The sequence below is a fragment of the Embleya sp. NPDC059213 genome, assembly GCF_042754445.1.
Taxonomy (GTDB): Bacteria; Actinomycetota; Actinomycetes; order Streptomycetales; family Streptomycetaceae; genus Embleya.
In genome coordinates, this window is the sequence record NZ_JBHZAV010000232.1 from 1 (window position 1) to 13,076 (window position 13,076).

Genomic DNA, 13,076 nt, shown 5'->3' on the forward strand with positions numbered 1-13,076 from the left:
GGAAGTCGTGGGCGTACGGCTCGTGCACCAGGTCGCGCACGGTGGTGCGACTGGTCCGGGTCTGGAAGCGGTGCGGCAACGTGGCCGGGTCGTCGTACGGCTCGCCGCTCGCACGCAGGTCGGCCAGGCCGTCCTCGGCCTTGAGCGCGGCCTCCACCCGCTTGCGGATCTGTGTGGCGGTGCCGTTGCCGGCGGCGGCCAGCAACTCTTCGACGCCGTCCGGGCCGTGCCGTTCCCAAACCTTGATGTACGCGTACTGCTGGGCGATCTTGCGGCAGCCGAACTCCAGGGCCCGCGCCGCCAGTTGGGGTTCGCCACAGGCCACGAGCGGGAGCAGGGTACGGCGATCGCCCCCGGCCTGCAGTTCCTTGCACAGACCCGGATCCAGCGGCACGCGACGGGCGATGGTGCGGCGCAGCGACGGGGTCGAGCGCATGCTCATGTACGCGACGGCGTCCACCGCCGGGACCTGCTTGGCGACCAGTCGGGCCAGTTCGCGGACGTCCAAGCCGATGTTGCGAGCCATCGCCTCCCAGGCCCGCGGATCGGTGGAGGTGATCGCCGCCTCGTGTACGCGCTGCGGCAGCGAGCCGCTGGAGAGCAGGTCGCGGACCAACGCGTCGGGCAGCGCGGGCAACAGCTCACGCAGGTCGTCCGGGTCGGTCGAGGTGAGCAGGTATCGGTAGGGCTTGGTCAGGGTCGGCGGCGGGCCGCCGACCGGGTCCGCCGGCGCGGTGAGGGTGCCCGCCTCGATCTCGGCCAACAACGCGGGCAGCGCCGCGCGATGCCGGGGCAGCGTGGCCCGCAGCGTGTGCCAGCGGTCGGCATGCGCGCCGAGGTGCCGGTGCAGCAGATCGCGCAGCTCGGCGTGGTCCGGGAGTTCGAGCAGGGTGGCCACGGCGGTACGGGCGGGGGTCACCTCGTGGATGATCCGTGCCACGTCGGCGGGCTTGGCCCAGTCGCGGGTGAGCGCGGCGATTCGGGCCAGCGCGGGGTGCCTGGGCGTATCGATCGCCGCGCGCAGCACGGCCGGCGTCGGCCGGGCCACCGGGCCGACCGCCGTGGGATACGCGGCGTAGAGCGCGACGAGCAGGTCCTCCGGAGCGTCGACGTCGGCCGCCAGCACCGCGGCGATCGCCTCCGGCAGCGGCTCCTCCCGATGCGCTTCGGTCACCGCGGCCCAGTCGACCGTACGCCGCCAGGTCGTCGGCCGGATGCCGGACCGCAATTCGGCGATCAGCCCGACGGCCCCCTCGGCTTCGGCGACCGCGGCCACCAGGTCCGCGTCGGCCGTCCCCGCGAGCGCGCCGACCTCGGGCCGCACGTGCCGCACCGCCTCGGGCAACAACGCGTCCCCGCCGAACCGTTGCAGCGAGAGCAGCCCCCTCAGTTCCTCCGCGACCGTCAGCGTCCCGGCGCACACCCGCAACGCGTGCGCGACCAAATCCGGCCGATCGGCGACCACCGCCGCGCCGAGTCGGCGCTGCGACGCGGATTCGGCGGGCAGCGCGAGCAGTTCGGTGTGCAACGCGGCCAACGGATGCGGTTCCCCGCCGTATCGGCCCGGTGTGAGCACCACCCGGCGCATCCACGCGGTTGCCTCGGGGTGTGCGTACACGATGCGATCGACGACGGGGTCGGGCTGTGCCAACAGCGCGCCCAGATCGACCGCGGTCAGTGCCGGCCCGTTGACGGCGACGGCTCGCCGGACCCACGGATCGGGGTCGAGGGTCGCCGCCGAGCGCAGGCTCGGGGCGAGTTGCCCGTCGCCGAGCAGCGTGGCGATCACCTCGTCGCCGATGCGACGGCGAACCCGACCGAGGTCGCCGACCGCGGCTCCTTCGAACAACAGCCCCACCAGTCGAGCCTTGTTCGTGACCTGAACTCCCGACACCACGCGCCCCCACACTCACCCTGTTCGGCTTCCGGATTCCGGGTTCCACCCCATCACACCGGCCCGACATCGGGACTGTCGACCCGACCACATCCGGCTGCGCACGATCGTGAGCGAAGACCTCCGTCGGAGCGTGCCATCGGTGCCGGCCGGCGGCTCGGCGAACGAGGCCGCGGCGGGGGCCGCGGCCTCGTCGAAGGACCGGATGCCTATCGTGGTGCGTTGGGCATCACGGGCAGGTCGGGTCACCGGGCTGGGCCGGGACGCTCACCGCGTTCCAGGCGGCCTTGGTCTTGTTGAACAGGCCACAGGTGGAGTCGAGCGCCTTGGCGGACTTCAGGGTCGCGGTGCGGTACTTCTTGTAGGTCATGCCGCTCGTCTTGAGCAGCATGCCGCCGTAGAAGATCTTGCCCGCGGTCTGGATGCCGGTGCCCGTGAGCTGCGTGTTGTTGCAGGTCGGGCTGGTGGGCTTGCCGCCACCGGGGTTCGTGCCCTCGGCGAGCAGGTAGAACCAGTGGTTCAGCGGCCCGGCCGCCGCGTGGGTCTCGGTGCCCGGGATCGAAGAGCTGTAGCAGTTCGGGTTGTTGCCGACCAGCGAGGGGTTGTACATGTTGCGGATCGGACCGTTGCCGACCAGGTTGACCGTCTCGCCGACCAGGTAGTCCGGGCGGTCGTAGGGCGACGGCTCGTTGGTGTACGCCTCGGTGAGCGCGCCGAAGATGTCGCCGGTGCCTTCACCCAGGCCCGCCTCGGTACCGGCGCCGCCGGGGGTGAACTGGTCTATGCCGTGCCCGAATTCGTGACCCACGACGTCCATGGACGCGATCCACTGGTTGCCCTGGTTGTGGCCGATCTGGATCTGCGAACCGGTCCAGTAGGCATTGATCGCGGGGAGCCCGACACGTACCGGCCAGCTTCCGCCGGTGCCGTTGTGACCGTTGCGACCGAGCCAGTCGCGGAGCATGTTCCATTGCTTCTGGCCGGCCCACAGGGCGTCGACGCAGCCGGTCTCCTTGCTGGTGGCGTTGCCGTTGCCCCAGGTGTCGGTGGCCTTGGTGAAGACGCCGGCGCTGTAGTCGGCGCAGGACAGGCCGGGCCGAGTGGTGTCGATCGTCTTGTAGCTGCCGGCGCTGCCGCTGGTGTTGATCGTCAGCGGATTGGGGCCGTTCCACTGGCTGGTGCCGGAGCCGCCCTTGACGTCGTCGTAGGAGTCGAGCAGTTGCCCCGAGCGGGCGTCGACGAAGACGTGCAGCCGGCTGGGCGCGGTTTCGGTGCTGCCGATCAGCACCGTCTCCCAGGCCAGGTTCGCGGAACTCTCCTTGACGCGTACGACCAGGCGTCGCGACTCGACCTTGTCGACGACCTTGAGTCGCGAACGCGAGACGTTCTCGGCCGCCCCCTTGCCCACGGTCGGCTTGACGGGGACGTTGATCCGCAGATCGGTGGCCGACTCGGCGGCCCGGACGGTGCCGTTGCCGTCGGCCAGCACCGCGGCGCTCCCGCCGACCACGGGCAGCCCGCGGTAGGTGCGCTCGTAGGCCACGGAGTACAGGTCGTCGACCCACGGGGTCACCTGCTGCCGCACGTAGCTCTCGTCGGGGCCCTTGGCCAGGACGTCCAGGCCGCCCGCGGTGGCCCGGTCGGCGGCGGCCACCGCCGCCGCCAGACCCGGTGCGGGGGGCGGAGTCGCCGCGTTCGACTGGGAGGTACCGACCACGAGGCCGGCGAGTAAGGCCAGGACTGACCCGACCGTCACCGTGCTGCGTTTCATCGAGGCTCCTTCGATAGAGGACAAACCTCGACCACGAGTCCGGTCTCGTCGGTCGGCTCCGCGGGGTGAGCGGGACCGACCGTCGCGTGCGCCGGGTTCGTGCCCGAGCGAACGAAACGCTCACACGGGCACAAGTCGATGGTCAACGAATGTGATCGGCCCGGCACATTCTGTCAACAACGCCATCCGCGCACCCGCCGAGCGCCGCGGGCGATCCGCTCTCCGCCCCGGCAACCAGGCGCCTGCGAAAGGGAGTTGGCGCAAGAGGAGATCCGGACGCGGCCATCCGTCCCGATCGGTCGAAGGCGGATCCGGCTCGGCCATTGCCACGCCGCGTCCGCACTGTCCGGAAACAGGCGACGTCGTCGGTCCGCCACCTTCCTGCCTCCGGACGACGGGTCCGCCGCCGATCCCCGGGTGTCGGTCCGCTGCTCGCGCCCGCCCCACGGGGGAGCCGTAGGCGGTGTGAGCAGGTCGGACAACGGGCGCGCGGGGGCACGACGGCGCGAATTCGTGGCCGTCGGCGGTGGGGTCGGCGGCGCCGCGGACACCGATCTCCCCGATCCCGTCGAGGATTTCGTCGGCGGCGTGCCGCGCGCGCACGTCCGAGAGGCCGGATTCGACGCCCGTGCCCGGGAGCGCCGCGTGGGCGGACTCCGCCCACGCGGAGGCCGGCGCGAACTGCCCTACGGATACGGCCCGCGTCCCTCCGAGACGTCCGCGTGCAACGCGGGGTCGAGGAACTGGCCCGGTCAAGGCATAGCCGGCCGCCCGACGAACAGCCGCGCCGACGGCGTCATGTGGTCGGCTCCGTGGCCTGGAGTGCGCGGCGGGCCGTGCCGATGGCGTGGGGGTTCCAGCCGGGGCGGGGGACGGAGGCCATGAGCAGGCGGGTGTAGGCGTGGTTCGGGAGGGCCAGGACGTCGGCGGTGCGGCCGGATTCGACGACCCGGCCACGGCGCATGACGATGACGTCGTCGGTGACGCAGCGGACCACGCCGAGGTCGTGGGTGATGAAGAGGTAGCCGATCCGGGTCTGCTCGCGGATGTCCGCGAGCAGGTTGAGGATCTGTGCCTGTACCGACACGTCGAGCGCGGCGACCGCCTCGTCGAGGACGAGGATGGTCGGTTCGACGGCGAGTGCCCGGGCGATGGCGACGCGTTGCCGCTGTCCGCCGGAGAGTTCGCGAGGGAGCGCGTCGGCGGCTCGGGTGCCCAGACCGACCTGGTCGAGGAGTTCGCGGATCCGCGGGGCCGGGTCGGTGCCGGGCTTGTGCAGTTTGAGCGTCTCGCGGAGCACGGCCTCGACGCCGGTGCGCGGGTCGAGCGAGAGGTACGGGTCCTGGAAGACCATTTGGATCTGCCGGGCGCGGGCCAGGCGTTCGGTGCGGCCGCGGGGCTGCGCCGTCCGGTCCTGCCCGCGGACGCGGACGTGCCCGGCGTCGGCGCGGTCCAACCCGACGATGATCCGGGCGGTCGTGGTCTTCCCGGAGCCGGACTCGCCGACGATCCCCAGCGAGCCTCCGTCCGGGAGCGTGAAGCAGACGTCGTCGACGGCGCGCACGTCGCCGAACGTGCGGCACAGTCCGCGGACTTCGAGGAGGGGGTCAGGCATCGCCGCGGGTCCCTTCGAGACGGTCGCTGTGGTGGCAGCCGGCGGTGTGCGCGGGCTCGCCGGGTGCGGGCGTGCGCCGGGGCGCCTCGACGGTGCAGACCTCGTCCGCGTGTGCGCAGCGCGGCGCGAACGGGCAGCCGGTCAGTTCCCGGCGCAGGTCCGGGGGTTGCCCGTCGATGGCGGCGAGTCGGCCCCGCGGGGCGTCCAGGTCGGGCGTGGAGTCCAGCAGCGCCTTGGTGTAGGGGTGGCGGGGCCGTGCGAACACCGATGCGGCGGGCCCGGTTTCGGCGATCCGGCCCGCGTACATGACGTAGACGCGGTCGCTGATCGCCGCCGCCAGACCCAGGTCGTGGGTCACGAACAACAACCCCGTGCCGAATCGTGCGCGCAGGTCGCCGAGCAACGCGACGACCTCGGCCTGGGTGGTCACATCCAGCGCGGTGGTCGGCTCGTCGGCCAGCAGCAGGGCCGGGTCGCCCATCAGGGCGGCGGCGATCATCACCCGTTGCAGCATGCCGCCGGACAGTTCGCCGGGATGGCGGCGCAGCGCGTCGGCGGTCAGGCCGACGGCTTCCAGGAGTTCGACGGCGCGGGCGTTCGCGGCGGCGGGGGTCATGATCTTGTTGAGCCGCACGCTCTCGGTGAGGAAGTCGTCGATGCGGCGCAGCGGGTTGATGGCGGCGCGGGGGTCCTGGAAGATCATGGCCGCGGTCCGGGTGCGCAGGCGGCGCAGTTCTCGGGCGTTCATGGTGAGCACGTCGTCGCCCGCCACGTGCACGGTGCCCTCGGTGGTCGCGCCGCCGGGGAGCAGGCGCAGCACGGTGCGCGAGGTGAGTGTCTTGCCGGAACCGGATTCGCCGACCAGGGCCACGGTTTCGCCGGGGCCGACGGTCAGGTCGACGCCGTCCAGGACCGGGCGGGCGGTGCGCGGCAGGCGCATGCGCAGTCCGCGGATGTCCAGGGCCGCAGGCGGGGTGTCCGCGGCCCGTTCGGCCGCGGGCCGCGGCGTGCCTGCGGGGTTGTGCTTCGTGGTGTTCATCGGTCCCTCCCGGCGACCTTGTCGGCCCAGCGTTCGCCGACCACGTTGAACGCGACGACGGTCAGCACGATCACCAGGCACGGGACGATCGCGGACAGCGGATAGCCGCTCTGGATCGCGGACTTGCCGTCGAAGACCATGCGTCCCCAGTCCGGGGTGAGGGCGGGTACGCCCAGGCCGAGGAAGGACAGGCCGGCCAGGTCGATCAGCGCGTAGCCGAAGTTGACGGTGCATTGGGCCAGGACGACGGGGGCGATGTTGGGGACCACGTGCCGCAGGCAGATGTCGGTGCCCGAGTGGCCCTGGACCCGATAGGCGGCCACGTACGGGCGTTCGCGTTCGGCCAGCACCAGGGAGCGGGCCAGTCGGGCGACATAGGGCACGTAGGCGATCGACAGCGCGACCACCGGGGCGAGGAGCCCTTCGCCGTATACCGACGTGAACAGGATGGCGAGCAGCAGTCCGGGGAAGGCCAGCGTCAGTTCGGTGGTACGCGACAACACCGAGTCCGTCCATCCGCCCCGCCAGCCGGCGATGACGCCGACGGCGCCGCCGGCGATCGTGGACAGGACCACGACGCCGAGCGGGCCGAGGAGCGAGGTGCGGGCGCCGACCACGAGCCGGGACAGGGTGTCCCGGCCGGCCGCGTCGACGCCGAGCAGGTGGTCGCCGGACGGCGCCCCGAGGGCGCCGCCCAGTTCCACGGTGTTCGGGCCGTACGGGGCGATCCACGGCGCGAGCAGGGCGACCGTGACGACGAGCCCGACGAAGCCGGCGCTCACCGCGTACAGGGGACTGTGTCCGGCCGCGCGCAGCCGCGCGAGTCCGGGGCGGCGGGTCAGGGTCGTGCTCATGCGGTGGCCCTCGTTCCCAGAGTGATCCGCGGGTCGACGACGGGCAGCAGCAGGTCGATGATCAGGTTCACGGTCATGAACAGCCCGACGATGATGAGGGAGATGGCCTGGACGACGGGGAAGTCCTTGGTGGTGGAGGAGAGTTCGAGGAGCTGGCCGACGCCGCCGACGCTGAACGCGGTCTCGACCAGGACGGTGCACACCAGCAGGCTGGAGACGATCAACCCGCCGGTGGTCAACACCGCGCCGAGCGCGTTGCGGAAGACGTGGCGGCTGATCACGTGCCGTTCGGGCACACCTCGGCTGCGGGCCACCGCGACGTGTTCGGAGCCCAGTTCCTCCAGCATGGCGCTGCGGGTCACCCGGGCGAGCATCCCGACCAGGTAGAGCGCGAGCGCGATGGCCGGCAGCGTCGAATGCCACAACATGGCGCCGATGCCGTCGCCGCTGCCGCTCCCGCCGGAAGGAAACCAGCCGAGTTCGACCGCGAAGAGGCCCTGGAGCAGGATGGCCGCGACGAACGCCGGGGTGCCGATCGCGAAGGTGGTGCCCACCAGGATCGTCGAGTCGGTCGCGCCGCCGCGCACCGCACCGGCCCAGCCGAGCGCGAGCCCGAGCACCACCACGATGATCAGGGCCATGCCGACCAGCAGCAGGGTGGTGGGCAGTCGGGACGACAGGAGGTGCGACACGTCGGTGCGGTATTCGATCGACCGGCCGAAGTCTCCGTGCAGGATGTTGCCGAGCCAGCGCAGGTACTGCTCGATGAACGGGTCGTTCAGGTGGTACTGCTTGTCGATCGCCGCGAGGGCGGCCGGGGACGCCGACCGCCCTCCCAGCAGGAAACTCGCCGGATTGCCCGGCGCGAGGTACATCGCGCCGAAGACCACGAACGAAGCGCCGAGCAGGGTGGCGGCCATTTCCAACAGCCGCCGGACGGCGAATCTCACGAAGTTCACCCCGCGGCCCCCACATCCGCCGCCCACGGGTAGTACATGTACGAGATCGTCGTCGGCGCGCCGGTGATCCGCTTGTTCAGGAAGACCGTGGACGGCCACTCGGCGATCGGCATCCACAACACCTCGGCCGCGGCCTGCTGTTGGAGTTGCGCCTCCAATGCGAACCGTTGCGCCGGGTCGTAGGTCTCGGTGATCCGCGCGATCAGCGCGTCGTACTCGGCGTTGCTGTAGCCGGCGTGGTTCTGGTAGCCGCCGGTGCGGAAGTTCCGCAGCAGGTCGACCGGGTCGGTGACGGACAGGTAGTACGTCTCGGGGAACATGTCGATGCCCTCGCGGGCCTTGGGGTCGGTGAACAGCGCGGAGAAGGCGTCGGGGGCGATGGTTTTCAGCTCGACCTTCAGGCCGATCCTGGTACCGGCGTCCTGGATCGCGGTGGCGACCAGGGAGACGTCCTGGCCGATCGGGCTGGTGGCGACGGTGACCGTCTTGCCCTTGGCGCCGGCCTGCTCGACGAGCTTTTTGGCCTGCTCGATGTCCTGTGCGTCGGGCGGCAGTCGGTCGAACGCGGCGGCCTGCGCGTCGGCGGGGGCACCCGCCCAGGCCGCGCGCGGGGTGATCGAGCCGGTGGTCTTCCCGTTGCCGGCGAGCGCGGTCCGCACGATCCCGGGGCGGTCCAGGGCCATCGACAGGGCCTTGCGTACCCGCACGTCGGCGAGGGTGCCCCGGATGTTGGTGACGTTGACGTTGAGGGTGCTCAGGCCCTCGCCGAAGTACAGGGTGCCCGCGCCGCTGGTGCGCAGCCGCTCGTAGCTTTCGCTGGGGACCAGGAAGCCGCCGTCGACCTCGCCGCCGAGCATCGCGTTGGTGCGCGCCGAGGCGTCGGTGAGGAACTTGAACTCGACGGTCCCGGCCTTGGCCTTGGCGCCTCGGTAGTCGTCGAAGCGCTCCAGTTTGAGGGATTGGCCCTTGGCCCAGTCGCCGAGCTTGTACGGGCCGGTGCAGTCGAGGCCACCGGTGGTGCCGTAGTCCTTGCCGGCGGCCTCGACGCCCTTCCTGCTCGCCACCACGCCGGCGGCGGTGGCCATGAGCTGGGGGAAGAGGGAGTCGGCCTGCTTGAGCTTGACGGTGACCCGGAGCGGTCCGGTGGCGGTGACGGTGTCGACGTTCTCGAACGAATCGGCCCACGCGGCCCCCAGGTCGGGGTTCATCTGCCGGCCGAGGCTGTAGACGACGTCGTCGGCGGTCATCACCGAGCCGTCGTGGAACTTCACGCCGGGCCGCAGGTCGTAGACCCACGTGGTGGGGTCCGGGTTGGACGCCTTCTCCGCCAGGCCCGGTTCCATGGTCAGTTGCGGGGTCCAACGCATCAGGCTCTCGCAGACGTTGGACAACACCGTGTTCTGCGGGTAGTCGAACGCCGCGATGTAGTCCAGGGTCAGCGGTTCGGCGTACAGCGCCCAGCGGAACGAGCCGATGTCGCCCTTGGCCGGCGGAGTGCCCGGGGACAGTTGGTAGTTCGCGGCCTGTCGGGCCGGGTCGTGCTTGGGCGGCCCGGAGCAGGCCGCGACCAGCGCGAGGGTCGCCGCGGCGGCTGCGGGCAGCGCGACTCGGCGCAGTCGCCGCGCTCTTCCGAGGGGATTGGATCCGGGTGTCTTCATCGGAGGATTCCTTCGGCGATCATCGGGTGTGCGTGGCGGGGACCTGCTGGGTGATGCAGTGCACGCCGCCGCCGCCGAACGCGACGGTGCGGGTCGGGACCCCGACGACCTTGCGGTCGGGGAAGGCGGCCTGGATCACGGCGAGCGCGTCCGCGTCCTGCGGGTGGTCGGCGACCGGCACGACCACGCCGCCGTTGGCGATGTAGAAGTTGAGGTAGCAGACCTCGATCCGCTGCCCGCCCCACTCGACGAACGCGGCCTGGGGGACGTCGACGATCTCGAACGGCCGCCCCTGGGCGTCCGTGGACGCCGCCAGCACCGCGTGGTTCGCACGCAGGCGCACGTAGTCGGGGTGCTCGGGGTCGGCGGGCAGGTGCACGATGACCTTGCCGGGTTCGGTGAACGCGCAGACACCGTCGACGTGCCCGTCGGTCTCGGTGTCGAGGAGCCCGCCGTAGGGCAGCCAGATGATCTTGGTGACGCCCAGGCGGGCCTTGAGTTCGGCCTCGATCTCGGCGCGGGTCATCCCGGGGTTGCGGTTGGGGTGCAGCAGGCACTGCTCGGTGGTGATGAGCGTGCCTTCGCCGTCGACGGTGATGGCGCCGCCTTCGAGAATCATCCGGGAGTCGATTCGCGGGTCGCCGAGCACGTCGATCAGGGCCGCGGCGATCCTGTCGTCGGCGTCCCACGGGTGGTGCTTGCCGCCCCACGCGTTGAACCGGAAGTCGACGCCGGACCGCGAACCGGCCTCGTCGAGCACGAATATCGGACCGGAGTCGCGGAACCACGAGTCGTCGATCGGGAGTTCGATGATCCGGATGTCGGCTCCGCAGAGTTCGCGGGCTTCCTGTGCGGCGCCGGGCACGGTGACCATGGTGACGGGCTCGAACTCGGCGATGGCGCGCGCGACGGCGGCGTGCTCGCGCTTGGCGTGGTCGAACATGTCGCCCCACAGGTCGGGCCGGGTGGGCCAGGCCATGAGGCAGGCGTCGTGGGGGGTCCACTCGGCGGGCATGCGGTAGGTCACGGGCTTCTCGTTTCGTCGGGTGTGGTGTGGTGTCGGGTGGGCCGCGCGGTGCGCCACGGCGCGGGCCGACGGGGCTTCCGGGGATGCCGGAGGTTCAGAGGAAATACAGCCGGTTGAGCGGGACTTCGTCGGCGGCTTCGGAGTGCAGCGGGGCGCCGTCGAGGGTCACCAGGCCGGTCCGGGCGTCCACCTGCACGTGTCCGGTGCGGGCGTTGAGCATCATGTCGGCGGGGCCGATGCCGCGGGTGCCGCGGACGGCGACCCGGCGGCGGCGCGTGGTCATGCCGTCGTACGGCCGGTCGGGCGACCCGGCGTCCGCGGCGGCCCGACTGACGAAGGCCACGGACAGGTCGGCCGGGGTCGCGCCGTGTCCGCCGAACAGCGGCCCCATCACCAGCGGTTGACAGTTGTCGGTGGCGGCGTTCGGGTCGCCCGTGACGCCGTAGGCCGGAAACCCGGACTTGAGGACCATCTGCGGCTTCGCGCCGAAGGTCGCCGGGCGCCACAACACGATGTCGGCGAGCTTGCCGACCTCCAGCGACCCGACTTCGTGGGCGAGGCCGTGCGCGATGGCCGGGTTGATGGTGAGCTTGGCGATGTACCGGAGCACCCGCGCGTTGTCGTGGTCCGGCCCGTCCCTGTCCGCCGGGCCGAACTCGTTCTTCATCTTCCCGGCGAGCGCGAAGGTGCGGCGCACGGTCTCCCCCGCGCGGCCCATGCCCTGGGCGTCCGACGACGTGATGCCGATGACGCCCAGGTCGTGCAGGACGTCCTCGGCACCCATCGTCCCCGCCCGGATGCGGTCGCGTGCCATCGCGGCGTCGCCGGGCAGGTCCGTCTTGAGGCCGTGGACCGAGACGATCATGCCGTAGTGCTCGGCCACGGCGTCGCGCCCGAACGGCAGCGTGGGATTGGTGGACGAGCCGATGACGTTGGCGACACCGGCCATCTTCAGGACGTTCGGGACGTGTCCGCCGCCGCAGCCTTCGATGTGGAAGGCGTGGATGGTGCGCCCGTCGAGCACCGAGAGCGTGTCCTCGACCGACAGGCACTCGTTCAACCCGTCGGTGTGCAAGGCCACTTGCACGTCGTGGTCCTCGGCCACCCGCAGCGCGGTGTCGAGCGCTCGGGCATGCGCCCCCATGTCCTCGTGCACCTTGAACCCGCACGCCCCGCCTTCGGCGAGCGCTTCGACGAGCGGCGCCGGGTCCGAGGCCGAACCTCGGCCGAGGAAGCCGATGTTCACCGGCCACGCGTCGAACGAGTTGAACGCGTGCCGCAGCGCCCACGGCGAGTTGACGCCGACGCCCCACAGCGGCCCGAACTCCTGGCCGATGATCGTGGTCACGCCCGACGCGAGGGACGCCTCCATGATGCGGGGGCTGAGCAGGTGCACATGCGTGTCGATGGCACCCGCGGTGGCGATCAGGCCCTCGCCGGACACGATCGCGGTGCCGGTGCCCACGACGATGTCCACGCCGTCGAGGGTGTCCGGATTGCCGGCCCGCCCGATCGACGCGATGCGCCCTTCGCGGATGCCGATGGATACCTTGCGGATGCCCTGGACCGCGTCGATCACCACGACGTTGCTGATCACCACATCGCAGGTCTCGCGGACCGTCACGGCCTTGAGGTGCAGGCCGTCGCGGGCGGTCTTGCCGAATCCGGCCAGGAACTCGTCCCCGACGGCCTGTGCGTCGGACTCGACCCGGACCACGAGCCCGGAGTCGCCGAGCCGGATCCGGTCTCCTGCCGAAGGGCCGTGGACCGCCGCGTACTCGCCGGCGTCGAGGGTGTTGCCGCTCACGGGAGTTCCTTTCCGGGCATGGGATCCGGGTCGGCTTCGGCGCCGAGGTAGCCGCAGGCCGCCGCGCGGCGCAGCGCCTCGGCCCTGGCGCCCGGAGCGTCCAGCGCTCCGTCGACCAGGCCGGCGAAGCCGATCGCGACGCGCGCGCCGCCGATCGGCACGAGGCCGACCTCGACGTCGGCGCCGGGGTCGAACCGGGTCGACGCACCCGCGGGCGTCGCGAGCCGCATGCCGTAGGCGGACCTCCGGTCGAAGTCCAGGCGCGGGTTGGCCTCGAAGAAGTGGAAGTGCGAGGTCACGCTGACCGGCACCGATGCGGTGTTGCGCACGGTGAGCCGCACCACGGGCCGGGGGCCGTCGACGGCCGCGGTCGCCGGAATCACGGCACCCGGCGCGGCGTCGCCGTGACCGGGATGGCCGAACGGATCGGTCACCACGGCGAGCCGGGTGCC

9 protein-coding genes and 1 pseudogene are annotated in these 13,076 nt (G+C 71.6%); all 10 read right to left on the reverse strand.

The genetic code is table 11. The annotated features are described in order from the left end of the window. Positions 1-1,897: hypothetical protein (locus tag ACFXMF_RS42570; RefSeq protein ID WP_380021131.1), on the reverse strand; the 1,897-nt coding region annotated here is incomplete at its 3' end. Between the two features lie 232 nt (positions 1,898-2,129). Continuing rightward, positions 2,130-3,665: pseudogene (locus ACFXMF_RS42575) on the reverse strand (M4 family metallopeptidase); the annotation flags it as partial. Between the two features lie 796 nt (positions 3,666-4,461). After that, a complete protein-coding gene (locus tag ACFXMF_RS42580; RefSeq protein ID WP_379988552.1) occupies positions 4,462-5,280 on the reverse strand; it encodes an ABC transporter ATP-binding protein in 819 nt (272 codons plus the stop codon). Then, entirely contained in the window at positions 5,273-6,319 is a 1,047-nt protein-coding gene (locus ACFXMF_RS42585; RefSeq protein WP_379988550.1) for an ABC transporter ATP-binding protein, read from the reverse strand. Before ACFXMF_RS42585 ends, ACFXMF_RS42580 begins: the two co-directional genes overlap by 8 nt. Next, complete coding sequence (locus tag ACFXMF_RS42590; protein WP_379988549.1) at positions 6,316-7,173, reverse strand: ABC transporter permease; 858 nt, start codon at positions 7,171-7,173, stop codon at positions 6,316-6,318. The genes ACFXMF_RS42585 and ACFXMF_RS42590 overlap by 4 nt, the downstream gene beginning before the upstream one ends. Continuing rightward, positions 7,170-8,132, reverse strand: a complete 963-nt coding sequence (locus ACFXMF_RS42595) for an ABC transporter permease (RefSeq protein WP_379988548.1) — start codon at positions 8,130-8,132, stop codon at positions 7,170-7,172. Before ACFXMF_RS42595 ends, ACFXMF_RS42590 begins: the two co-directional genes overlap by 4 nt. Beyond that, positions 8,129-9,790 carry an ABC transporter substrate-binding protein gene (locus ACFXMF_RS42600; RefSeq protein ID WP_360316149.1) on the reverse strand — a complete coding sequence of 554 codons (1,662 nt, stop codon included), beginning with the start codon at positions 9,788-9,790 and terminating at the stop codon, positions 8,129-8,131. The genes ACFXMF_RS42595 and ACFXMF_RS42600 overlap by 4 nt, the downstream gene beginning before the upstream one ends. A 19-nt stretch (positions 9,791-9,809) precedes the next feature. After that, positions 9,810-10,817: an agmatine deiminase family protein gene (locus ACFXMF_RS42605; protein WP_360316146.1), complete on the reverse strand. Its 1,008-nt coding sequence runs from the start codon at positions 10,815-10,817 to the stop codon at positions 9,810-9,812. Positions 10,818-10,911: 94 nt separating this feature from the next. Next, on the reverse strand, positions 10,912-12,624 hold the full coding sequence (locus tag ACFXMF_RS42610; protein WP_379988547.1) for an urease subunit alpha: 1,713 nt from the start codon (positions 12,622-12,624) through the stop codon (positions 10,912-10,914). Further along, positions 12,621-13,076, reverse strand: a 456-nt coding sequence (locus tag ACFXMF_RS42615; protein WP_380021133.1) for an urease subunit beta, incomplete at its 5' end; no start/stop codon positions are given. The genes ACFXMF_RS42615 and ACFXMF_RS42610, both read right to left, overlap by 4 nt.